Raw genomic sequence first — 22,787 nt, 5'->3', positions numbered from 1 at the left:
AACTTCCAACCTTTTAGTCAACTATTTTTTACAAAAATTTACCATCCCCTCTGGGGGTATTGGTGTCGGCGAGCGATCGGGGGATTGGCGGCGGGCGATCGGTCTTTTGATATAGATTACCGCCTCAGGGGCAGAAATTTGAGGAGGAGAAATTGTACATTAAATAATCCTTAAGAATTATTTTGATATTTTACCGACCACCTCCACATCGAAGCTTTTTGATAAAAATTATCAATATTTCTTTACAGATTCAACTGCAAAATTGTATTCACCGTCAAGCTAAAACAAGAATATTAAAACAATATAAAGAATCATCTGAAAATCCCTCATTGGTTTTATTTTTAGCTCTTGAGAATAAATAGCATTAAGTTTTTGACAAGCGCAGCAGTGAAATTAGCAGATAGCTAGTCAAAGCCAAAGTATTGCGTGTTCTGGATCTTCCTTACTTAGTAAGCTAAATTTATAGGAAAATGTCAAAAAAGTAAAGCTCGCGTTTCAAAATTTTTAAAATTCCTAAAACCAAATCCACTACGTCTGAAAAGTTTTAATTTGTTATTAATTACCTCAACTATAGCAATCCTCAATGATTTTTTATGTATAAGTGTACTGATGAGTTTTGGCAAAGTAAAATTTATGTTTGTTAGTAAAATTGTTAGTAAAAAATTCAATACAAATTGGAATATCTTAAAAGAATTACATAAATACCAGTGTTTTATCAAAAAGTTTTTAGCTGGCACCCAAATATATTCAACGGGATTCTGTTGTGAAGCATTGGGAGCAAATAATACACAAGTAATTGACCAATCATCTGGTTCTCGATCGCGATTTGCTTCCGACAAAAAGTCTTTAAATGCTCCAAATCTACGAGAACTAGCTCCATCCAAAATGAACATTATTTTCCGACCTTTATATTTATCTTGTAAGTATTTGATAAATTTAACTGTTGATTCTCCATTGCCAGATGGATAACTTTGAATGTATGATTCTTGGCTTTGATAATTCAATGCCCAAATAAGTTTGTCTCCCTTTTTCATTAGCAATCGGGACCTCAATCCTTCGATCGTATCTCCCCCAAACGCAGCCATTTATATCGCCATGAAGCTGAAGCAGATGAGATTCATATAAAAAAAATACTATTATTTCCCTGAATTCTATACTAAGCCTGTGTTCGGACAACATCTGGTTGATTTATTATCTATTTTTTTTACTATCTCATTATCAAACTTTGGATGTTTTTTTTGAGTTATTTCTCGATTGATATTCGCTCTAATGAAAAGTTCATAATAGCTTTGTTTTGATTGATATACCACACCAAAATCTCGCTATACATAAGCTACTAACTTATCTAAATTCCAAGAATTTTGATTCTTGAGCCACTCGATTATTTCAGCCTTTTGTAGCTCTGTTAAATACCCGCGCGACCCTTGATAACCCAATTTGATTCCTGAAATTCCTTTGCTTTTAAATATTTTTTTCCAGTCACCTACAAAAAATTTACTTACACCTAAGATTTTGCTGATTTTGTGGTATAGTTTACCTTCAAGCGCCATCCTGACCGCTATTGATCGTTTGAGCTCTATTGCATCTCGAACGCTCTTAATTAAAGACTCTAATTTAGCTATTTCGTTTTACCAATTTTTGAATTCACGTTCTAAGTTATTCATTTTTTTATTGTCACGTTCGATTCTTGTATATAATTGTATCATACTCGCGATCTTGAAAATAATTTAGGATTGCTATATACGCTCCGGCTGAGGGTTATAAAGTTGTGTTTTCTAGTCAGAGTTATGATGAGGCGCAGTATTGGCTTTTAGAGGATGAGTATGAACCCGTAGAAGGGCGGCTGAGAGTGTCAGAGTTAGTTTGAATAATTCATGTAGGGGCGATTCCCTACGGGATAGCTGCGCTTCACGCGCTTTTTGACAATTGGGGACGTAAGGGCGATCGCTATTTCATTACGATCGCGATCGACCCCTACAAGCTACAAAAACTCATCTACGAAACCCGGTTATTCTCACTTATAAATTAGCTATAAACTCATCAGGTGTGACCTTTGCTTGCTTTATAACACCGCTGAGAGTACCAATTTTTAACTCGCGGTGGAGTGGCACAACGCAAACAATTTCTCCGTCTGGAAGAGGCTTTTTAATGACAACGTGGCTACCCGTTTGTCTGGCTTGATAAAAGTCTAAACGCTCTAGTACGCGAATTACTTCTAGGCTTGATATTCTGGGCAAGCTAGGCATAGCTAACCTCTATGCTAGTTACAAACCTGGGAGTGATTTCGTCGGGTAAAGGAGACTCTTCGAGATAGAGCCTTGTAGCTTCTTTGAGATTGGCTATCGCTTGTTCTATGGTTTCGCCTTGGTCAATTGTGCCGACTTCTGGACATTCGGCAATGTACATATCTTCTTCTTTGTAAATGATGACTGTGAAGCTTTTAGTTTTCATTATATTTTTGCTTTCAGCATCAGAGGTTGCTTAGTTTCTATTTCCTAGTTTATCTTGGATGTAATTTTTTTGCAAGTACAGGGGAAGAGGCGCGATCGCGCTTTGGGACAAGTTGGGATGTAAGGGCGATCGCGCTTTTTGACAAGTTGGGATGTAAGGGCGATCGCATGATTTAATCATACTTGTATGCTCAGTAATTAATTAATGAGTGGAATTAATTGCCAAATCACCCTTGACAGCAGGCACATTGCGAAACACTTGCCAGACACGCCACAAATGAGAAGACTGCTTAATAAAGGACGTGCTGCTCATGTTTTTAACGATGAGGCTACTATGAATCAGGTAGCTCAAGCCATAATAGAAGATGGAGAATTTACAGGTACGATTCGGGGCTACGATCGTTATGGTATGTTTTTTGTTGAATCAATTGGTTATAGAGTTGACCCGGATGGTAGCCGTCTTTTACTTTATTACGGAGAGATAAAAGTTGATGCAGAAAACCGATACCACGTTACGCCTCGAAGCCGATTTAGTGAAGAATAACTGGGAATTCACAGAGGTATGGATCGATCCAAATCTTTCACCGCCTTATCTGCTTTTATTACTAAGTGATGCTGAGGGGAATTGTCGCATATACGATCCGGCTGAGGGTTATAAGGTTGTGTTTTCTAGTCAGAGTTATGATGAGGCGCAGTATTGGCTTTTAGAGGATGAATATGAACCCGTAGAAGGGCGGCTGAGTGTGTCGGAGTTAGTTTGAATGATGCAAGTTGAAGGGGCGATCGCACTTTTGGACAATTTGGGACGTAAGGGCGATCGGGCTTTTTCAGCTTCAAGTATTCGGATTAGCTGTAGCCTTCGTGATGGACTGGATAATCACATCAAAATCCTTACGGATGTCTGCCAGTTGTTTTACCCAAGTATTAGAAGCAGAAATCGCTTCCTCTCCCTCCTGACGAGCGGCTGCAATTTTCTTCTCAATCTCTCCGTAAACCTGTTGCTCAAATTCAAATAGCTGTATTTCAATTTGATTTTCCAAGTCTTTTGCTATTGATTGAAACTGACTGGTAATATCACGACGGACATCAGACATTTGCCTTTCTCGCTGATGTTCCTGTTGCATTTGTAAAATATCTACTCCTACTGAAACAAGTGCTAGAGCCGGCCCCAGGAATTTAGCAGCATTGCCGATGTTTTTGGCCATACCAACCGCCTGCCAAGGCTTAAACTTAAAGCCGACAAATTTTCCCACAGCCACAACACCTTGATGTAGACCGCTTCCTACTACATCTCTAGAACGTAGAAAGCCTTGTCCAGCGGTCTGTGCAAAACCCCTCGTTGCCAAATTAGTCAGCTCCACTCCGGCCGTCTCACCAATTTTTTTAAACCAGTTAACTTGGTCTTTAAGTCGCTCCACATCCATACCAGAACCAGGATTTTGGGCTGATATATTTTGATTTTTATCTAGGCAAGCAACAAAACTATTGACTAGATCACCTTCTAGAACTTTTTCAACTTCCTGCTGGATATCGTCAACTGCTACATTAACAGCTTCTTGCAGTTTGGTTTCTGCTTTCTCATAGTGCTTCTGCACGTTGAGTTCAGTTTGTTTATTAAGCCTTTCAAAGTTCGGATCGCTACCTACTGCTGCGGCAAGAGTGTTACCTTCGCTAGCAACTCCTGAAGACATCTCCAGGGCTATATTTTTAACCTTGGTTCGCAGGCGATCGCGCTCTTTACGCACGGTGCGAGATAACCGTGTTAGCACTTCAAAAAAAGTAGAATCTTCGCTAGAGTTGCGAGTAAAGCTCAACTGAGCATCATCAACACAGCTAAGGGCAATTCGGACTGGTGTATCAAAACGAGCAAGAGAGCCACGACGCTCTATAAACTGATTGAGCGCCTCAATAAAAGTTGGAAATCGGCTGATTTCCCTCAGAAAATCATCGTTAGAATCAATGCCTTCACAGTAGTCTTTGGCATCGATAAAGCAGATAGGAAATTCATCAAGACTGTAAGGCTTCAGTGCATCGGCAAGACTTTGGCGGTAGTTGACAATTTTTTGCTCTTCTTCTCCTGCTTCATCAGACATTTTATTAATAACCAGCATCATTTTCCAGCGATAGCCTTTTTCATAGGCTAACTTCTTGAAATTCTCTGCTGTCAGTGAGTCAAAGAGCATATAGGTGAGGCAGAAAACCAGCAAGTCTGATTTGTTGATCGCTTCATAAGTAGTTTCATCGTGATCTTGGCGGTCTGTAAAAAGTCCAGGCGTATCAATTAGCTTGATCCCGTTCCAGTCATAATTGGTAGTTTTATCAGTAGCAATATCAGCATCAATACGGATATCGCGTCGTCCTGTCATGCCAGAGATAATAGTTGATTTGCCTGCACTGTACTGCCCCACAAAAGCTACGCCGACAATTCCCTGTTCTCGATACTCTTTTAACTCATCGCGCACTTTTTGGCGAATCGCTGTTAGTTCGGCTGTGTTTCCCTGAGCCAGCAAATTGTCAAATTTTACTAGCGTTTTCTTGAAATAAGCACCGACATCAGCCGCTTTAAAGTTGGGGTTGTTCTGAGTCATGATAGTTTAGTCCTTTTTAGTAGATTTGAGGCTAAAGGAAATATCCTCTTGAAGGATGTGTTTAATATCCTCTAGGGATTTTAGTAGCTGAACTTGGGATTTGGTAACAATTTTCATTTTACTACGCCCGAAATCTCGCTGAACTTTGGCAATGGTTTCGTTGATCCGCTCATCTGTGAGAGTTTCATTTTCTTCAACACACCAGTCAATAATTCGCTTAGCATAAGCACGATTTAGATAATTTGCTGTACCTGATAACCTGTTTTTTGCTTTTTCAAGCTCAGTGGCGATCGCCTCTAGCCCTGCAATCAATTCTTCAAAATAGATGTTGATATTCCTGGTTACAGAATCAGAATACTTGCCAAAGTCCCCCTTAGCCTGCTGTAGAGTTCTTTGCCGATGAGTGTTGAGCTGACTTTCCAATGAAGTAGATATATTTATAACAGCTTCGCGTCGCTTTTCATCTTGGGATTTAAACATTCCAACAATCCCGCTAACCACAGCACTTACGATGCCGATAGCGAGACCAATAGGAGGGGCGAAGAACGTTATAATAGCAGAAGCTATCAAGAGCAGACTGCTACCAATTCGCACAAAATCTCGCAAATTGTTTGAATCCTGCTCAGTAAAGCTGAAATCGCTGCTGCTAAGCTGAGATATTAGCTGTAATTCATTTCCTATTTCCTCCAGAGCTTCCTGAACTTCCTTATTAAAATTTTTGCTCGCCTCTTGATAAGCTATTTTTAAGCGTTCTTCAAATCGAAGTGCTTTTAATTTTTGTTGCCATCCCACCTTTATCGCAATTTCTTTAGAGTTCCAATGATCTTCTGCAAAGGATGGTATAGCATTGATAGTATCTTGAAAAATACTATCAATTTGTTGAACTAAAGAGTCTTTAGCGTCCTTAGCTGCTTTTCGGAGGTCTTTTTGGATTCCCTCGCGCTTATTTTTCAGAGTTCCTGTCAATTTTTCATAGACTAAAGCTTGTTGATTCACCCATTTATTAGGATGATCAATTGCACCTACGGTAGAACCAAGCAGAGTTTGAGAGCGACGAATTGCCCCATGATTAACCAGAGATACACGGATTGACTCCAGAAATTTCTGCATCCGACTTGCCTTAAAAAGCTCCTGTTTCTTCTTGACGTGTTCTGGTTCGCGGGAAAGCTGCGCCGCCAGCAACATCACAGGAATAATATCGAAGTAGTCATTAGCATAATGCTGTTTAGCGTACCGGCGGATACGTTGAATGTGCCCACCAATACCGCTTTGACCATCCATTTCAAACAGTTTATCAGGGTTCTGTAAGAAATGCTCCAACCGTCGAGGATCGCGCAGGTTGTTCTTGACATTCAGTAAAATAATTAATGGCTTGGCTTTTTCCTTTAATAGCCGCAAGAAACCAAACTCACTCTCTTGGATACTGTCATTTGTCACCACATAACAAATCACATCTGACTCGTCGATAATACTTTTAGCAATTTCTTCATCACTTTGACCACCGGGAGCGCCAATCCCAGGAGTATCAATGATGCGGATATTCTTCCACTCGTACACCCGATTAAACCGAGTTGTGCGTTGCTTGCCTACACCGATCGCATCCCACCCATCATCTGTAACGATGGCGTGAAGAGTGCTTTTTCCTGCCTTAGTTCTGCCCATAAAGGTGATGCTGAAATGATTGAGAGCGCGTTCCTTGGCACGAAGTGACTCCCGTACACTCTCAATTTCTTTGATAATTTCGGCACTTAGATCATTTCTAGTATCCTCAAGTTGCTTGGCGACTTCCTTAGCTGTGGTAGCTTGACCTTTACCACCTGTTTTATGTTTGATGTCTTCGATAGCAACTTGAATATTTTTGTCCAATTTTTTAAGTGCTGATAAAGTGCTTTTAAGTGCCAATTCTGCAAATTTGTAATCTTCATCCGCGATGACTGCACACTGACGAATCGCCTCATCATATTCTGGCCCAGTTAACAGGATTTCCCGTCGTATTTGTTCAACTTTTTGCTCACTCCCAGTGAGCTTTGCTACATTATCCACCAATGCCCGTGAAAGGAGAGAATCAGCCCCTTTAAGGAAACGCGCACCGAAAGAGACTTTCTGTTGTTGGTTGTGTTCGCCTATGAATCGGGTATCAGTGAAGGCTCCAACTTCTGCCAACTGTCGCTGTACTTCTCCCGGTGGCCAGTTCCAAATCCGTGCTACTTGTTCCGCCATCTGGCGTTCTAATGCTGAACAGAAACCGTCAACATAGGCGATCGCCAACATTTGCGACATGGCCTCACTTTGCTTACCGGGCGACACTTTCCGAGCTAAATCCTCTACAGAAAGCTGGTTTTCGTCTTGAGCCAGAATTTTTTCCATCTCAGCGAGAGTGCGTTGAGAAGCGCCGATATGCGTTGCTAGTTCGCGTAGTGCTTTCGACTCTTCACTGTGAATCTGCTGATCCGCACATACCATGTGCGTGACTAATAGAAATGGGTAGTCTAGGTGTTCGGTGGTTTTTGAGATTAGGTCAGACATATTAATTTATTCAATATCTGGTAATTGCAAAGTTAATTGGTCATCTCGATATAGGTCATAAAAAGTCACATTTAGTTGCTTGCTACTGAAAAAGCTATATACCGAATTATTTTTAGCTTTTTCTTGGTTTATTTATCTGTACTATCTAAACGTTCTTGGAGAGGAACTTTATCAATTACATTCTGGAACTGAGGACAATATACTTTTGTAGCCGCTCCTTGTATCTCTAGTTCTACCACAAATAAATCTAGATTTTCTCGCTCACTCATAGTTCCGTTTTGTATAGAGTTCATATGTCTATTCAGTTGTCTATCGTTGTAGGCACGGAATAATGTTTCTTTACTAATACCTTTTGATAAGTCACTGCAATACTCTAGACCATATTTTTTTGCTCTCTCGAAGGTATAGGCTTCAAACATTTTTTTGTAATTTTCTTGTTGGGATTTTTTCGGGTAGCTATCAAAGGAAGCATATACTTCACTTTTAAACTTCGCATCTTTATTGAAATATATCCCAGTAACTATTCCTAGCGCTATCAATAGAATAGCGATTGTCAGCGTTTTTTTATTTTTTATAAAACAATTATTGTCTGTGATAAAAACTAAACTTTGTTCATACAGTTTACTGATTATTGGATGACTAAGCAATGTTGTTTGGAGAAAGTTTAAAGCTGACTGAGCTAGTTGTTTTTGCGTATTTTTGTCTGGAATCGTCACTTTAAAACCTGAAGCTTGATTATTCACGCTTAATTTCGCTGGGCTTGATGTCAATTGTACTTGCGCTATCTCAAACTCTCGATTCCAAGCCGGAAAATCCTCACCCGCCTGCTGCCCGTAAACCTTCACAGATGCGATCGCCCCCGCCTTCAAATTCATCAACTCCCTGCGGACAATCCTGATAGAAACCTCCTCATCAGGAACCACGTCCGACTCCAGCATCACCTGTAAACAACCATCTTGCAAACTCGCAGTCGCACTAATCCCTTTATTTTGCAACGGAAGATTTAACAGACTGGCGATCGCCTCCACATCCCCAAGCTTAGCCCGTTCCTTCAAACTAAGCTGATTTGACTCCGTATTCTCACCAGAACTTGCTCGCCCCTCTGTAACATTTGCAACAGGCAATTTTTGCCCTGCCACTTCAAACTCTTGACTCCACGCCGGCACCTTCGCCCCCGTCTGTCGCCCGTAAACCTTGACTTTCTCAATCGATGCAGCCCCCAAATCAGCGATCGACTTACTCACCCACGGGGCCAAAACTTGCTGACTAGGCGCTTCTGCCGCTTCCAGCATCACCTGTAAACAACCATCCTTAAGGGAAGCTGCGGCGGTGATGCCCTTGGCTTGTAGCTGGCGGTTCAGCAGAAGCGCGATCGCCTTTGCATCTCCCTGTTTCGCGAGTTCCAAAATATTCGGTTGTGTCATAACAGGTAGATACAACTAGCGCTTAGCATAACTTTTTGTTGTCTTAAGTATAAATTCTTTCCTAAATACCAAAGCTTGTCAAGCCATATAAAGTCATTTTTAGTAGTTGTTTTCATCCCAACTAGGTCATAAAAAGTCACATTTAGTTGGTTGCTATTGAATAAAGTCATATTTAGTTGGGTTACAATCAGGTCAACCCCTTGCATCTGCCTGACTGATGGACGTTGAAGAAGCCTTAGAATTTGTTGACCATCTAGCTTTGACTACTACGGGAAAACATTTAGATAGTCTGCAAAAAGCTATATTACGTGGGGCTTGGAACAATCAAAAATATAAGGAAATTGCACAGCATCACAACCGTTCAGAGAAATACGTTAAAGAGGTTGGCTTTAAATTATGGAAACTTTTATCAGTTGCATTAGGCGAGGAACAAGTATCTAAAGCAAATTTTAGAGCCAAACTGGAAAATTTACAAGTTTCCAATGTCTCACTCGTGGGGAATGGCTGTATCCATATTCGTAACATATCCGCAGATACTTTTTATTCTCCAAAATTCTCACAAACTGAATTGCAAGACAAGGATAGATTTAACGAAAAAACAAGCAATTCCGAACCGAAAGTACATTTAGATTTAGGTGATGCACCAGAACCCAACCTATTCTATAACCGCACATCCGAACTCACCACCCTCGAAAACTGGATTTTAAGCCGCACCCGCCTCATCACCATTTTAGGCTTATCCGGTATTGGCAAAACCGCCCTTACTCTCCAACTAATCCCACAAATTCAACACGAATTCGATCGCATTATCTGGCGAAGTCTCCGCAACTCTCCACCGCTGGCATCACTTCAAACCGACTTAATTAAATTCTGTAGTGGCGGTGTCCCCGTGCCCGCCCCCTATCCCGAAGAAAGGGCAACCACGGGGGGATTGCCCCTACTAGAATATTTACGATCGCACCGCTGTCTCATCATCCTCGATGATCTCCAAACCATCTTCAGCAGCGGACAACTCGCAGGAAATTACCAACCCGGCTATGAAAATTACGGCACATTCTTTAAAAAAATAGCAGAATCATCCCACAACAGTTGCTTAATCCTCCTGAGTTGGGAAAAACCCAGAGAAATTGCCGCCTTAGAAGGCGAAAACCGCCCATGCAAATCTCTACAACTCAACGGTTTAGGCGCGGAAGCACAAGAGATATTCAGAGAAAAAGGTTTAGCAGAACCGGAGAAATGGTTAGAACTGATCGACCTTTACCGAGGCAATCCCCTATGGTTAAATATAGTTGCAACTATGATTCAAGACTTATTCGGCGGTAGCGTTTCCGAATTCCTCTCCTATGATACCCTATTCTTAGGTGACTTAGAATCTCTGCTGCACCAGCAGTGCGATCGCCTAACCGCATCCGAACAACAAGTTATCTCTTGGCTAGCAAGTACCCCCGAACCAGCAGACATCTCAAAAATACCAGCAAACCTGCAAATATCACGGGCAGAACTATTAAATGTCATGCAATCTTTAGGACGACGGTCATTAGTTGAAACAGTACAACAAAATGGGCGAGCGCACTTTACGATCGTGCCAGTAATCAGAGAGTATATAACCAACAAAAAATGAAAATCGCCACCTGGAACGTCAACTCAATCCGCACCCGCCTAGAACAGGTTACTAGCTGGCTGCAAACAAACTCCCCAGACGTTCTCTGCCTCCAAGAAACCAAAGTTACAGACAAAGACTTCCCCCTAGAACCATTCACCAACCTCGGCTACAACTGCTACATTTCCGGTCAAAAATCCTATAACGGCGTCGCCATTTTTAGTCGATCGCCCATGTCGGAAATCAGCAGCGGATTTGCCCCCCTTCTCGGCGACGAAACCGCAGGTATTTTTGACGAACAAAAACGCCTCATAGCCGGAATTATCGACGATATTCAGATTATTTGCGTATACGTTCCCAACGGTTCCGAAGTCGGAAGCGAGAAATATGAGTACAAGCTAAAGTGGCTCAAACTGCTGCAAGAATACCTCAAAATAGCACTAGATAAATCCCCCAACTTGTGCATTTGCGGCGACTTCAACATCGTCCCGGACGATCGAGATATCCACAATCCCAAAGCCAATGCTAACTCCGTCGGCTTGTCTGTCGCCGAGCGGCTCGCACTCACAGAAATCATAGAATTAGGATTAAACGACCCCTTTCGCAAATTCACCTCAGAAGGCGGCCATTATAGCTGGTGGGACTACCGCGCCGCCGCATTTCCCCGCAACAACGGCTGGAGAATCGACCACCATTATCTCAGCCCTCCCCTGTACGAACAAGCAAAAAACTGTACAATAGACATTGCTCCCAGAAAATTAATTAAACCCAGCGACCACGCCCCCGTAATTGTCGAAATTTGATTTATAAGTTATAAGGTTAATAACAATTGATATCTTGCACCATTCTCAACAATTCTTTTATTGGCGGGCAGGATGCTCACCCCACAATAAAATTCACTCTTTGTGGTACAGGCATCTTGCCTGTTCTTGAGAAAGGTGCCATATGTAAGTAACAACCAACCACAAAAAATCATGTTCTTAGTAACCGGAGCAACAGGCGCACTAGGCCGCCGAATTGTACGAGAAATCAGACAGCAAGAAAAGCCTGTCCGCGCATTCGTTCGCCTCGCATCTCGCTACTCAGAACTAGAAAACCGAGGCGCTGAGATTTTTATAGGCGACTTAAAACAAGACAAAGATATTAAAAAAGCCTGCCAAGGAGTGAAATACATCATCAGCACCCACGGCACCGGCGGCGACGTTCAAGCAGTACACTACCGCGCTAACATAGAATTGATCGACTGCGCCAAAGAAGCAGGAGTGCAGCACTTTGTCTTTGTTTCGGTACTGGGAGTCGATCGGGGATACGAAGATTCCGCAGTATTTAAAGCCAAACGAGAAGTTGAAAAATACCTGCAAAACAGCGGATTAAATTATACCATTTTGCGGCCGGCTGGTTTTGCTTCGAGTTTGGTGCCGCTAGCAGAAAGATTTCGAGAAACCGGACTTTACCTGCTGATTGGCGATGGCAAAAACCGCACATCTGTTGTCAGTACCGACGACTTGGCAAGGATTGCTGCAGACTCACCAACAGTCGAAGGTGCGCGCAACCAAATTTTACCAGTCGGCGGCCCGGATGTGCTGACCAGAGACGACATTGCCCGCATTTTTGGACGCTTGTTCAAGCGCGAACCGATACTCATCAACCCGCCATTGGTTGTGTTTGACGGCTTGCGAAATGCCGTGGGTTTATTCAACCCTCAAGCTCAAAAAGGCTTGGGAACTTTGCGGGTATTGTTGGGTAATGAATTTTTTTGCACTCCTGAAGAAGTGCAAAACTTGGAATCAATCTACGGTCTGAAAATGGAATCCCTAGAAAGCTTTTTGCGGCGCAACGTGAGTGTTTAAAAGGCTAGTTTGCAGTTGCGGTAAAGCGCAACTGCAAACATTTTAAGCAGACACAGGCAAAGCTTCCACCTCACCAATATAGCTCGTAACTGCGATCGGTGGAGAAGTTGGCTTCGCAATCAAATAACCTTGAACAAAAGTTGCTCCCCGTTCCCGTACCCACTCCAACTCCTCCACAGTTTCCACACCTTCGGCAACAGTTTTAATCTCCAATTTACAGGCAATTTCTAACATCTTTTCCGTAATTAGTGCCTTATAATAATCTTGATGGACATTGCGAATCAATTCCATATCCAATTTAATAAAATCAGGACGCAACTGGTGCATTAAGTTTAAATTAGAAGAACCGCTGCCAAAATCGTCCAGGGCAATTAAAAACCCAGCTTCTCGGTAAAACTCAAGAATCCTAATCAGGTGAGCAATATCTGGAGGATGCCGAGATTCCGCTACCTCAAAAACAATATTGCTGTGAGGGATTCCGGATTCATCAATAGCGTTCACCGTCCTTCGCAGACACGTAGCCGGATCGTAAACAGAAGTCGGCGAAAAATTCATAAAAAGTAGTTCCTTCATCTCGTGTACCTTGGCTTCTTGGATAGCGCGAGTCCGGGCTAAAGCATCTAGTTGAAAAATTATACCCGCTGATTCTGCTTGGGCAAAAATGCGACCCGCAGGAATTAAGTTGCCCTGCTCGTCAATTCCTCGGAGCAGCGCTTCCTGGGCAAAAATTTTAGAAGGATCTGAGGTATAAACAATGGGCTGAAAATGCGTAGTAATGCGTTCTTGGGACAATAAATCTAACAGCCAATCAGACTTGCTGAAGTTAATAAAAGAGCCTAATGAAGTGCTGCGATAAAAATCGCTAAGTTTTGGCTGTTCAACTTCGCGCATCCACAAAACTTTTGTTTCTTTCAACTCTTGATTTGTCAGCGCCGATGATGCTAGGGCGCTAAACTTTTCTTTCGCTATTCCTTCAAGCATAATGTACAAACACTTGCTCTCTTCTAAAAGCAGGAATTCAAGTTTAGCCTTGGTCAGTGCAGAAATAACCTTGTTCAGCGTGTGCGATACTGGAAACCACAGGTATAGACCTCCCCTGCCCTCTATTTTTTCAGGTATTGTTTCGCAGCCAGAGCAGGAGCCGAAGGCTTTGCCACTTCTTTGCATTGGAATATCGTCCAGTTTGTGGGTTGAGTTGAGGAATACTAGGAAATATTTTTTATTATAAGCTCATTCAGCTATTAATACATATATCTCAAGATGTAAATCTTAAGCAACTTGTATTTAAGAATAATTGCAGTATTTATACTTGCCTCTGGTTTCAAACCTTGGTTAAATTGCTCGGCATTGACCACGTAGGTGTCATTAAAGACTATCCAAATCCTCACAGAGGGAGAAGGCAAAGACTTGTTCTTTACTATCTACTGCTGATTTGATTCTTTACGTTTTATTCTCTAATTGCTTTTTCAAAAATAGCAGCTACAGTTAATTTTTTTCCACATGGGAATTAAAAGGACAATGGGCCCAACAAATGTCAGCCGCACTACAAATATACACAGCCGGTCGATCGCCCCAAACAAACTCAGTTCCTGCAGAATATCCGATTTTATTTGAAAATCGGGATGACAGGATTTGAATTAACCTCTCGGAACTATTCTACCACTTTCCGCCATCCTAGCCCATTTTTTCGCTCAATCTAGGCAACATATCTTGCGCCTGAGCGAAAACTGAGCAGCCTGCTGTATCCTTTACACAGTAAGCGACTCAGCATTGTGAGTTAAGTGAGTGGAATATGAGTGGAAAATCTAAATCAGTCACACTCAGCACATCCGCTGACTACCTTATTGGGTATGAGCGGATTCTCGACTACTTCAAGCAAGCACAGAAAGAATGCCCGTGCGATTCGTTGAGACCCAAATCACGGTGAAAGTCTGTACATAGCGCCTCCAGCCACAAGGCTGAACTCTCGGTCTGATAAGGGTGCAAGCCCATTCTGCCAGACTCAGGTATGACTCCCTATCGCCCCACACCGACCAAGCTCGATTCTTAGAGAGTGAAGCTGGAAGACGCAATCAGACATCTATTGTGGGATGACACTAGCGTTAATGGGAAGTTCCAATGGTGAAACTGAGCCTATAAAAGTAACTTACTTTCAAGCGGGACACAGTCCATAAATCCCGACTGCACTGGAGACTATTCCCGCCGAGTTTGAGGCATGATATCGGCAAGAGTCCAGGGAATTCAGTAGTTAAGCGCGACCTGAACTGGTCGTTTAGTACCGGAAGCCTACTTCCCTAGAGGATTCACACCCTCTACCCCTACGTAAAAGACTCTTAAGCGAGTCCGGTCACGTACCGAGTAAGCAATGAAAGGACGGAGTGCAGACCACGAACGTAGCCAAAACTGGCAGCCCAAACTGGTTAGGAGCAAAGGGGAGTTCTTGAATGGTAAACGCAAGTGAACTATCACTTAAACTGCGTTACTGGATAAGAAGCCAAATAAGGCTGATAGGCTTCGACCAAAAGGTAAGTGAGTAGACTTATGATTTTAACCTTCATAAATCGTGTGAATATAACCCTCACCGCAGAATAGATAGTACCTAAACGAGAACAGACAACTAAGCGATACAACAGGATAAACCCTACTGAGTCTATCGGAGGTCGAAACCGATAGTAAGCCAATGGCAACCGAAGCAGAATTCTTAGGAGGGTAGAGGATGGAAGAAAAAGCGAATGCTGGCTTGTAATGAGCCAGATAGGGGTTGAAACATAATCCCTGACCGAAAGGAAAGCAGACTTCTTCTGGGTCTTATACGAAAGTAAACTCGACAAAGGAATCAAATCCGAGGACAAGTTAGATGATGTCAACTACGACAACAAACGGACTGAAGAAACGACTTGAAGACTGGAACCAGGTTAACTGGAAGAAGGTTAGCAAACTCGTTAGAAACCTACGGAGCGAGAATCTTTCGTGCGAGAAAACTTGGTAACTTCCGTAAGCTACGAAGCTTACAAAAATTGATGCTACGAAGCCATGCAAATTTACTAGACCTCTTGCAAAAATAGCTGGGACGGGCTCTCCGGCCCGTCCCACAAAAAGTTTTTTCTCTTGTGGGATGGGCCGGAGAGCCCGTCCGAAAATTTGATCGAAAGGACTTTTGCAAGAAGTCTACTGTTGTCTGTGCGACGTATCACCCAGACCAATCAAGGCAAAGCAACGGCAGGAATTGACAAAGAAGTGGTCAATACCCCGTCGCAACGGGTGATTCTGGTAAACAACTGGGGTAGTCATGCATAGTAATGATCAAAGTTTTAATGAGTCATTGTAGTGATGAACAAAATCCCAGACAGCGCCAATATGATTGCTTAACTTTTTGGAAAACGATAACGTTTGACGGACTAAACGCCCGACGCGTTGCCGCACTGTATTGTTGAAGCGTTCAATATAGCTGGTGTGCCCTGTTTCTTTGCCGACGGCCTTACGGCCGTTTGCTGGGTATCACCTGCTCATAGGCTTGCCAAAAGTCGGTATAACAAACGGCACATTGGCGGTAAACAGGCGGCAACGACTGCCGAGCGCGCTTTCGCACTCGCCCGACTCCGGTCGCCGATGAACACGCCCACAATCTCCCGGGTTGTCGCATCCAGGGTCAACCAAATCCACTGTTTGTTTGTTTTGTTAGCGACAAAAGACCACATTTCGTCACATTGCAACGTCAACTTACCGACTTTTTTGGAGTTACGGTCACCTCCTGCTGCAGGGCATAATATTTTTGATTCACATACATTTGCAACCACCGTTGTGATACCCCCGTGACCCGAGATATCGCCGCAAGTGCCAGTCGTTCTTTCAGGAGTTTCTCAACCAGTTCTCGTGTGGCTTGGTTAATGGGTTGACGGCTAGGCGCTTCGACAAACTGACGCTTACAGTCCTGACAGCGAAAACGTTGTTTGCCATAGTGAGTCCGTCCATATTTGACAATTTGCGCTGAATTGCACTTGGGACATTGCATAACTCATACCCGAATAACTGCCTACCTGTCTAGCTTACAGCTTTATCATTAACGTCAGTACGGGTTTAAAAAAAAGCTGAAGCCCTTTTCCAGCAAGACTTAAAGCCAATTTACATCACCGACTAACAGGAAAAGGAAGGGGATAATGCTGAAAATCTCAAAAAAACATTCATTCAGCCCCCCTTCCTATGATTAGTCTAGAAGATCTCTTTTGCCAGATCGATGATTTTTGTCAAAGCTTTGAACCGAGATGGCAGGCAACGCTTTTAGGCAATGGCTTGAAGCACCGTCAGCGTCGCCGCTCCTTGAGTTTGAGTGAAATCATGACGATTCTCGTCAGCTTTCACCAACAGTCCTATCGCAATTTTAAGCATTTTTACGAGAAACACGTGAGTGTCTATTGGCGACAGGCTTTTCCCGGACTCCCCAGTTATCAACGGTTTGTCGATTGGATGCCCTCCAGCTTGATGCCTTTATGCGTCTATCTCAAACAGTGCTTTGGGACTTGTAGTGGCATCAGCTTCATCGATTCAACTAGCTTGAAGGTGTGCCACAATCGACGCATTTCGAGCCATCGCGTGTTTGAGAACCTGGCGGCACGGGGCAAAACCTCGGTCGATTGGTTCTTTGGTTTCAAGCTTCATATCGTGGTCAACGAACACGGAGAACTGCTCAACTTTACCTTGACACCAGGCAATACCGATGACCGCAAGCCCGTCAGAGAGCTACTCTCTGAGTGATGACGGTAAAGTATTCGCCGACCGGGGCTACGTCTCCAAAAAGTTGGCTGGGCAGTTGCTTGAGGACTTTGGTATCACATTTTTTGCCAAACCCAAGCGCAACATGAAGAATCAGTTGATGCGACTAACTGACAAGCTGATGTCCCGAAAACGTTCGATTATTGAAACGATTATTGACCAATTTAAGAACATCTCTCAAATTGAGCATTCAAGGGCGTCGCAGCCCCATCAATTTTCTGGTCAATGTCGTCTGTGGGTTGATTGCTTATTGTCACCAGCCCTCCAAGCCCTCTCTCAATATACACTGGGCTTTACCCCCTGCTGCTTAACCCGTACTGACGTTATCATTACTATGCAGCACTACCCCCCGGAATACGGAACTTTCCCGTTTTCATTAAAGTTGATTCGATATCAGTTACAATTCGGCAAATAGTTGATTCAGATACTCCCCAACTTGTCCCAATATGAAAATATGTTCGATATTCTCGCCAATATTAATCGGCTACTAAGACCTGTTCTTCGAGAGTTAGAATGGTGCGACGTCCTCTTCTGTCTTTAGGATTTTCTAACCGTCAGGTTTCTAAGGCGTTAACCATTGCTTTTAGGGTTTGAATCTTGATACCAAATCTACGTTGAAATTGATCGGGTTTCAAATTTAGATAAGATTGATTTTTCATGCTTTACTTATTGTGTAACGACAACAGAAATTTCTAGCATTTTATCCTGTTTATAGCAATACCAGAGTGAAAATAAGTTAGGAGTTGGGATTCAATCAACTCTCAGCAAAACTTTTCATTATATCATAAAATTATTTTGCAAGAGGTCTAATAAGTAATAACTAATAACCCACAACTACCACTGCGGCTCGGAAGCCATCAAAGCAGTAGCCTCATCCCTCGGTAACGGCTTAGCAAAAAAATAACCCTGACCGTATTCACAGCCGATCGACCTCAACCTAGCTAATTGTGCCGCCGTCTCCACACCCTCAGCAATCACATCCATACCCAAAGCGTGAGCCAGCGCCACAATCGTCCGCACGATCGCCACATTCTCCCCCTCGCTTTCGATCTCCATTCGCCCCACAAACGATTTATCAACCTTCAAAGTATCCGTAGGAAACCGACTCAAATAACTCAACGACGAATAACCAGTGCCAAAATCATCAATTCCCAACTTGACATTTAACGCCTTCATGTGCTTTAAAACCGCGATCGCCGACTCCACATCCTCCATCACCACACTCTCGGTAATCTCCAACTTCAAACTCTCGGGACTCAAACCCGTTGCCCCTAAAATAGCCTGAATGCGCTCCACCAAATCCGGCTGAGCAAACTGCTTCCCAGATAAATTTACACTCATAATTAAAGGTCGATCGAAGTCAAACATTCCCTGCCACAGCCGCAACTGCCGGCAAGCCTCCTCCAGCACCCACTCACCCAGTGGCACAATAGCCCCCGTTTCCTCAGCCACGGGAATAAACTTCACCGGCGAAATCAAGCCCCGCAGCGGGTGCTGCCAGCGTACCAAAGCCTCAAACCCAATAATCCTCCCGCTTGCCAAACACACAAACGGCTGGTAGTGCAGCAAAAACTCCCCGCGCTTTACGGCCATCCGCAAATCAGTTTCCAACTGCAACCTCTCCACAGCCAAAGCGTGCATTGAAGCATTAAACACCTGATACCTTCCCGTTCCCAAAGCCTTCGCCCGGTACATCGCCGTGTGGGCGTCCCGCAGCAAGTGTTCCGGCTGTTCCCTGACTGTAGCAGCGGGTTCGCCCCCCAGCGCAATCCCGATGCTTGCCGTCACAAATACCTCCTGCCCCTTCAACTCAAAAGGCACAATTAAAGCTTGGTGAATTTGATCGGCCAAATCCACCGCACTCCCAACATCAACATTCCTCACCAAAATCGCAAAATCGTCGCCTCCCACCCGCGCCACAGTATCCCCCGAGCCAATAATCGCCCTCAACCGCAGCACCACCGCTATCAGCAGTTCATCCCCCACCAAATGACCCAAAGAATCATTAATTACCTTGAACCTGTCTAAATCCAGAAACAGCACCGCAAACAGATAGCTGTGGCGGCCCTTAGTATTGGCGATCGCCCGCCCCAAGCACTCTACAAACAAATCCCGGTTCGGCAAACCCGTCAGAGAGTCGTGAAAAGCATCGTAAAGCTTCCTGTAAGCGCTGACGCCGACACCAGTCACCACCAAACCCAAAGCCGGCGACACCAGCGGCACCCACCCACCCCCAATAAAAATCCCAAAACTAATCCCCAACAGCCCCATCAATGCAGCACCCCCAAGCAATCCCGCCCTCACAGGGTGGTGAATCCGCCAAGCCACAACCCCCCCAATCACCGCCCAAGCACTGTTCCACAAAATTTCCGCCCATTCGGGCCACACCCAAAATAGCGATCGCCCCTGCAAAACCGCACTCAATATTTGGCTGAGCATTTGCGCGTGCAGCAGCACCCCCGGCATTTTCGGACTTTGTTTCTGGGCGGGACTGTAGGGAGTCAGAAACAAGTCTCTGGTACTTGGTGCAGTCGTCCCGATCAACACAATTTTGTCCTTTACCCAACTCGGGTCAACTTCCCCGTTCAACACCTGCCTGATACTCACTTGTCGCGCCACCTGCTTGGCAGACCGATATTTGAGCAGAATTTGGTAGCCTCTGGCGTCAATATTTGCATAGCCGCCGCTGTCAGAAGTTAAAGGCACAAATTCTGCTTTTCCCCAGTTGATTTGGTTGGGATTAACACGGCTATTTTCCTGCTGCACTCTGTCTTTGAAATACAACAAAGCCAGTTGCACAGAAAACGAGAAAGCAGTCTTCTTCTGTGCTTGGGAGACTGAAAGTAAATTGCGGCGCACAACGCCGTCAGCATCGAGTACGAAGTCATTAAAACCAACCCGATCGGGCGGTATCCCCGGAGGCGCAGGTACTCCCGGACTTTCTGAATCGCTCAATTTGTTGATCGCCACCACATTCGGTGCCTTCAATTGAGCCAGCAATTCTTGGTGTCCCGGCGCTTGAGGCAAATCCCGGTACAAGTCCAAACCGATGACTTTTGGGCGATATTTTTGCAGTTTTGTCAAGGTTTGAGCGATCGCCCCGTCGGAAATCGGAAATCTCTCCAAAGCTTGAATATCCGCCTCAGAAATTCCCACTACCAGCAGCCGCGGATCGGGGCCGGCATCTGGCTGCAAGCGCACTAACGAGTCAAAACTCCCCAATTCCCAGTTTTGCAGCCCTCCCAACTGCCGAACTCCCATACTCAGCAGCGTTAAAGTCGCGCCTGCAAGCATTGCAGGCAAAATCCTGACTCGTCGGCCTTGAGAACTCAGGTCGAGGCCAGTTGCGACAGACAGTACAGAACGAAGATTTCGAGAGAATTGGGCAGTCACAGCAAAAATATATCGGTGCAAATTCGCTTCGCACAAGTCTGTTCTTACAGAATTGAGCTTATTATGAGATTGAATGTAATTTTTTCAGAAGTTTGGCCCAAACCGAGTTTATTTAAGCTAATTACTCGATTTGACAAAGTATTTCTGGAAGGGGAAACCGGGTTGCTCAAGAGTTACCGACAAGTCCTGTCTTTAATTCCCCCGTTTCCCCAAATTTCCACAAGCGTTAAAATTTAGTCGATCGAAATTTCAGGATATTTTTGAGATTATGACGAATCAACTTCCGATTCCGGTGATTGTTAACGGTGCAGCAGGCAAGATGGGCCGCGAAGTAATTAAAGCGATCGCAAATGCTGATGACCTGACGCTATTCGGGGCTGTAGACCGCTCTCCTGAGTGCCTCAACGCCGATGCCGGGGAATTAGCCGGATGCGGCCCGTTAGAAGTTCCCGTCACTGAGGACTTGCAAGGGATGCTGGTATTAGCATCTCAGGAAAAGCAGTTAGGCGTGATGGTAGATTTTACGCACCCTTCGTCAGTTTATGAAAACGTGCGATCGGCAATAGCTTATGGCATTCGCCCGGTAGTCGGCACTACAGGCTTGAGCAGCGAGCAAATTCAAGACTTAGCTGAATTTGCTGACAAAGCCAGCATCGGCTGTTTGATCGTACCCAATTTCTCGATCGGCATGGTTTTGCTCCAACAGGCGGCTGTCACCGCTTCTCAGTATTTTGAACACGTAGAAATTATCGAGCTGCACCACAATCAAAAAGCCGATGCACCCAGTGGCACGGCTATTCAAACTGCTCAAATGCTAGCAGAAATAGGAAAAACCTTCAATCCCCCCGACGTGGATGAAACCGAAAAATTGCATGGAGCTAGAGGCTGTTTAGCCGAGGAAGGGATTCGCATTCATAGCATCCGCTTGCCCGGTTTAATTGCCCACCAAGAGGTAATTTTTGGCGGGCAAGGTCAAGTTTATACTTTACGACACGATACGAGCGATCGCGCTTGTTATATGCCAGGAGTCTTGCTATCTATACGCAAAGTCCTTGAATTGCGATCGCTCATTTACGGCCTGGAAAAAATTTTGTAGTCATTAGTCATTAGTCATTAGTCATTAGTCATTAGTCATTAGTCATTGGTAATGTGGAATTAATCTAACTTCTAACTTCTGACTTCTAACTTCTGATTGGTGACTTCAACATCAATCCGTTAGCTCCGTTCAAACCCTTATATAATCCGCTGCCGAACAGACCTCCGCTGCATCCGTTACAAAATCTGTTGCCGAACTTATTATGCTAATTCCCTTAACGCGCGAAACCTTTCAAGAGCTAATTCCCGCCGTCGCCACGGGAGCGCAATACAAATATATCTGGGGAAAACCGCCCGATTTTTTGAGGCGAATGTTAATCTCTGCCGTCATCGTAGTTTTCCTCGTGATAGTCTATAACTTCGCCGGTTCCGATGTCGGGCCGCTAGTTTTAATCACCGGATTGATCGCCGGTTTGTACTGGCTGTGGGGACCGATTTTGTGGGCCAGTTTGCGGAATGCAGAATGCCGCAAATATCAATACTGCGGTTTTTGGCAAGGACGAGTTTTGGATATTTATATCACAGATGAAGTCACAAGCCAAGAAGAAACAGTCAATCAAAAAGGACAACTCGTAATTGTTGACAACTTAGAACCGCGAATTAATTTAGAAGTCGGCGACAAAACCGGATTTACCACTACACTGCGAGCTCCCTTGCGGAAAGATCACCAAGGAATTGCCCCCGGCCAAGCTGCTTTAATGTTAATCATGTCGAATCAAGAAGATTTGGGACGGATTGCCAAAGTTTCAGATATTTACATTCCCAGCCGCGACGTGTGGGTGAGCGACTATCCTTATCTGCGTAGAGATTTGTTTGTCGAGATCAGCCAGCAAATTAAAAAAGGCAGGCAGAAAAAAAGAGAAAATAGCAGCAATCAAAGCACAAGCCGAAACAGGAACTCATCCCCCGATTACGATTAATATCAAATGCGTTCGCATCGGAAGTTGGGTTGGGGCAGGTTTTTGAGATTGTCAGTTTCAGGCGATGATTGGTTGGTAAAACCCGCCCCTACAAATTCAAATTTTGTAGGGGCGGGTTCACTAACAATATCTAACAATTATCAACCCTCTAAATAAACCCGCCCTACTCAC

The 22,787-nt window shown here is 44.1% G+C and carries 19 protein-coding genes and 2 pseudogenes; 9 read left to right on the top strand and 12 right to left on the bottom strand.

The genetic code is table 11. The features are described from left to right. Positions 1–473: 473 nt before the first annotated feature. From QUA99_RS02780 to QUA99_RS02760, 5 genes are all read right to left on the bottom strand, one after another. Complete coding sequence (locus tag QUA99_RS02780; RefSeq protein ID WP_333343271.1) at positions 474–893, bottom strand: transposase; 420 nt, start codon at positions 891–893, stop codon at positions 474–476. Positions 894–1,322: 429 nt separating this feature from the next. Continuing rightward, positions 1,323–1,550, bottom strand: a complete 228-nt coding sequence (locus QUA99_RS02775; RefSeq protein WP_333236286.1) for a hypothetical protein — start codon at positions 1,548–1,550, stop codon at positions 1,323–1,325. Positions 1,551–2,018: 468 nt separating this feature from the next. Beyond that, entirely contained in the window at positions 2,019–2,246 is a 228-nt protein-coding gene (locus QUA99_RS02770) for a type II toxin-antitoxin system HicA family toxin (RefSeq protein WP_333236288.1), read from the bottom strand. Then, positions 2,239–2,451 (bottom strand): type II toxin-antitoxin system HicB family antitoxin, encoded by a 213-nt coding sequence (locus QUA99_RS02765; RefSeq protein ID WP_333236291.1) that lies wholly within the window; start codon positions 2,449–2,451, stop codon positions 2,239–2,241. Before QUA99_RS02765 ends, QUA99_RS02770 begins: the two co-directional genes overlap by 8 nt. 30 nt (positions 2,452–2,481) lie before the next feature. Next, positions 2,482–2,631 carry a hypothetical protein gene (locus tag QUA99_RS02760; protein WP_333236292.1) on the bottom strand — a complete coding sequence of 50 codons (150 nt, stop codon included), beginning with the start codon at positions 2,629–2,631 and terminating at the stop codon, positions 2,482–2,484. Between the two features lie 96 nt (positions 2,632–2,727). Here QUA99_RS02760 and QUA99_RS02755 point away from each other — a divergent pair, with 96 nt between their 5' ends. Continuing rightward, complete coding sequence (locus tag QUA99_RS02755; protein WP_333343267.1) at positions 2,728–2,994, top strand: DUF6972 family protein; 267 nt, start codon at positions 2,728–2,730, stop codon at positions 2,992–2,994. After that, positions 2,984–3,211 (top strand): hypothetical protein, encoded by a 228-nt coding sequence (locus QUA99_RS02750; RefSeq protein ID WP_445250970.1) that lies wholly within the window; start codon positions 2,984–2,986, stop codon positions 3,209–3,211. The genes QUA99_RS02755 and QUA99_RS02750 overlap by 11 nt, the downstream gene beginning before the upstream one ends. Before the next feature lie 72 nt (positions 3,212–3,283). On the opposite strand, the gene QUA99_RS02745 is transcribed toward QUA99_RS02750, so the two are convergent. The 3 genes from QUA99_RS02745 to QUA99_RS02735 form a co-directional block, all read right to left on the bottom strand. Then, complete coding sequence (locus tag QUA99_RS02745) at positions 3,284–5,038, bottom strand: GTPase (protein ID WP_333156531.1); 1,755 nt, start codon at positions 5,036–5,038, stop codon at positions 3,284–3,286. A 6-nt stretch (positions 5,039–5,044) separates the two neighbouring features. Beyond that, complete coding sequence (locus tag QUA99_RS02740) at positions 5,045–7,564, bottom strand: GTPase (RefSeq protein ID WP_333236296.1); 2,520 nt, start codon at positions 7,562–7,564, stop codon at positions 5,045–5,047. Between the two features lie 128 nt (positions 7,565–7,692). Next, positions 7,693–8,988 (bottom strand): hypothetical protein, encoded by a 1,296-nt coding sequence (locus tag QUA99_RS02735; RefSeq protein WP_333236298.1) that lies wholly within the window; start codon positions 8,986–8,988, stop codon positions 7,693–7,695. 217 nt (positions 8,989–9,205) lie between these two features. Between QUA99_RS02735 and QUA99_RS02730 the strand changes: the two genes are divergently transcribed. The 3 genes from QUA99_RS02730 to QUA99_RS02720 all read left to right on the top strand — a co-directional run bounded on the left by QUA99_RS02730 (position 9,206) and on the right by QUA99_RS02720 (position 12,438). Beyond that, on the top strand, positions 9,206–10,609 hold the full coding sequence (locus QUA99_RS02730) for an NB-ARC domain-containing protein (protein WP_333236301.1): 1,404 nt from the start codon (positions 9,206–9,208) through the stop codon (positions 10,607–10,609). Next, positions 10,606–11,391, top strand: coding sequence for an exodeoxyribonuclease III (gene xth, locus QUA99_RS02725; protein WP_333236302.1), 786 nt, complete (start codon positions 10,606–10,608; stop codon positions 11,389–11,391). Before QUA99_RS02730 ends, xth begins: the two co-directional genes overlap by 4 nt. A 171-nt stretch (positions 11,392–11,562) precedes the next feature. Continuing rightward, the gene (locus tag QUA99_RS02720) at positions 11,563–12,438 is read left to right on the top strand and encodes an SDR family oxidoreductase (protein WP_333236304.1); all 876 of its coding nucleotides are present in this window, start codon (positions 11,563–11,565) and stop codon (positions 12,436–12,438) included. A 42-nt stretch (positions 12,439–12,480) separates the two neighbouring features. On the opposite strand, the gene QUA99_RS02715 is transcribed toward QUA99_RS02720, so the two are convergent. Then, complete coding sequence (locus QUA99_RS02715) at positions 12,481–13,605, bottom strand: EAL domain-containing protein (RefSeq protein WP_333236306.1); 1,125 nt, start codon at positions 13,603–13,605, stop codon at positions 12,481–12,483. Positions 13,606–15,546: 1,941 nt separating this feature from the next. On the opposite strand from QUA99_RS02715, the gene QUA99_RS02710 reads away from it, so the two are divergent. Next, positions 15,547–15,735: a reverse transcriptase N-terminal domain-containing protein gene (locus QUA99_RS02710; RefSeq protein ID WP_333343265.1), complete on the top strand. Its 189-nt coding sequence runs from the start codon at positions 15,547–15,549 to the stop codon at positions 15,733–15,735. A gap of 6 nt (positions 15,736–15,741) precedes the next feature. Here QUA99_RS02710 and QUA99_RS02705 read toward each other — a convergent pair. Continuing rightward, positions 15,742–16,450 (bottom strand): annotated as a pseudogene (locus tag QUA99_RS02705) (IS1 family transposase). Between the two features lie 188 nt (positions 16,451–16,638). On the opposite strand from QUA99_RS02705, the pseudogene QUA99_RS02700 reads away from it, so the two are divergent. After that, positions 16,639–17,519: pseudogene (locus QUA99_RS02700) on the top strand (IS982 family transposase). Positions 17,520–17,540: 21 nt separating this feature from the next. Here the strand turns inward: QUA99_RS02700 and QUA99_RS33000 are convergent. Together QUA99_RS33000 and QUA99_RS02695 are read right to left on the bottom strand one after the other, a co-directional pair. Next, entirely contained in the window at positions 17,541–17,654 is a 114-nt protein-coding gene (locus QUA99_RS33000; RefSeq protein WP_445250972.1) for a hypothetical protein, read from the bottom strand. Between the two features lie 388 nt (positions 17,655–18,042). Beyond that, the gene (locus QUA99_RS02695; protein WP_333343270.1) at positions 18,043–20,502 is read right to left on the bottom strand and encodes an EAL domain-containing protein; all 2,460 of its coding nucleotides are present in this window, start codon (positions 20,500–20,502) and stop codon (positions 18,043–18,045) included. A 367-nt stretch (positions 20,503–20,869) separates the two neighbouring features. Here QUA99_RS02695 and dapB point away from each other — a divergent pair, with 367 nt between their 5' ends. Both dapB and QUA99_RS02685 read left to right on the top strand, forming a co-directional pair. Continuing rightward, on the top strand, positions 20,870–21,697 hold the full coding sequence (gene dapB, locus QUA99_RS02690; RefSeq protein ID WP_333236312.1) for a 4-hydroxy-tetrahydrodipicolinate reductase: 828 nt from the start codon (positions 20,870–20,872) through the stop codon (positions 21,695–21,697). Positions 21,698–21,899: 202 nt separating this feature from the next. Further along, positions 21,900–22,616, top strand: coding sequence for a phosphate ABC transporter permease (locus QUA99_RS02685; RefSeq protein ID WP_333236314.1), 717 nt, complete (start codon positions 21,900–21,902; stop codon positions 22,614–22,616). The last annotated feature ends 171 nt before the right edge of the window (positions 22,617–22,787 follow it).

The sequence above is a fragment of the Microcoleus sp. F10-B2 genome (assembly GCF_036704965.1).
Lineage (GTDB): Bacteria > Cyanobacteriota > Cyanobacteriia > Cyanobacteriales > Microcoleaceae > Microcoleus.
The sequence above is the reverse complement of the archived record's forward strand: the minus strand, read 5'-3'. Positions and strand labels throughout refer to the sequence as shown.

Bases quoted from the DNA above. Each gene is read 5' to 3' on its own strand.
- QUA99_RS02780 (WP_333343271.1), bottom strand. From the start codon at position 893: ATGTTCATTTTGGATGGAGCTAGTTCTCGTAGATTTGGAGCATTTAAA.
- QUA99_RS02775 (WP_333236286.1), bottom strand. From the start codon at position 1,550: ATGGCGCTTGAAGGTAAACTATACCACAAAATCAGCAAAATCTTAGGT.
- QUA99_RS02770 (WP_333236288.1), bottom strand. From the start codon at position 2,246: ATGCCTAGCTTGCCCAGAATATCAAGCCTAGAAGTAATTCGCGTACTA.
- QUA99_RS02765 (WP_333236291.1), bottom strand. From the start codon at position 2,451: ATGAAAACTAAAAGCTTCACAGTCATCATTTACAAAGAAGAAGATATG.
- QUA99_RS02760 (WP_333236292.1), bottom strand. From the start codon at position 2,631: ATGATTAAATCATGCGATCGCCCTTACATCCCAACTTGTCAAAAAGCG.
- QUA99_RS02755 (WP_333343267.1), top strand. From the start codon at position 2,728: ATGAGAAGACTGCTTAATAAAGGACGTGCTGCTCATGTTTTTAACGAT.
- QUA99_RS02745 (WP_333156531.1), bottom strand. From the start codon at position 5,038: ATGACTCAGAACAACCCCAACTTTAAAGCGGCTGATGTCGGTGCTTAT.
- QUA99_RS02740 (WP_333236296.1), bottom strand. From the start codon at position 7,564: ATGTCTGACCTAATCTCAAAAACCACCGAACACCTAGACTACCCATTT.
- QUA99_RS02735 (WP_333236298.1), bottom strand. From the start codon at position 8,988: ATGACACAACCGAATATTTTGGAACTCGCGAAACAGGGAGATGCAAAG.
- QUA99_RS02730 (WP_333236301.1), top strand. From the start codon at position 9,206: ATGGACGTTGAAGAAGCCTTAGAATTTGTTGACCATCTAGCTTTGACT.
- xth (WP_333236302.1), top strand. From the start codon at position 10,606: ATGAAAATCGCCACCTGGAACGTCAACTCAATCCGCACCCGCCTAGAA.
- QUA99_RS02720 (WP_333236304.1), top strand. From the start codon at position 11,563: ATGTTCTTAGTAACCGGAGCAACAGGCGCACTAGGCCGCCGAATTGTA.
- QUA99_RS02715 (WP_333236306.1), bottom strand. From the start codon at position 13,605: ATGCAAAGAAGTGGCAAAGCCTTCGGCTCCTGCTCTGGCTGCGAAACA.
- QUA99_RS02695 (WP_333343270.1), bottom strand. From the start codon at position 20,502: ATGCTTGCAGGCGCGACTTTAACGCTGCTGAGTATGGGAGTTCGGCAG.
- dapB (WP_333236312.1), top strand. From the start codon at position 20,870: ATGACGAATCAACTTCCGATTCCGGTGATTGTTAACGGTGCAGCAGGC.
- QUA99_RS02685 (WP_333236314.1), top strand. From the start codon at position 21,900: ATGCTAATTCCCTTAACGCGCGAAACCTTTCAAGAGCTAATTCCCGCC.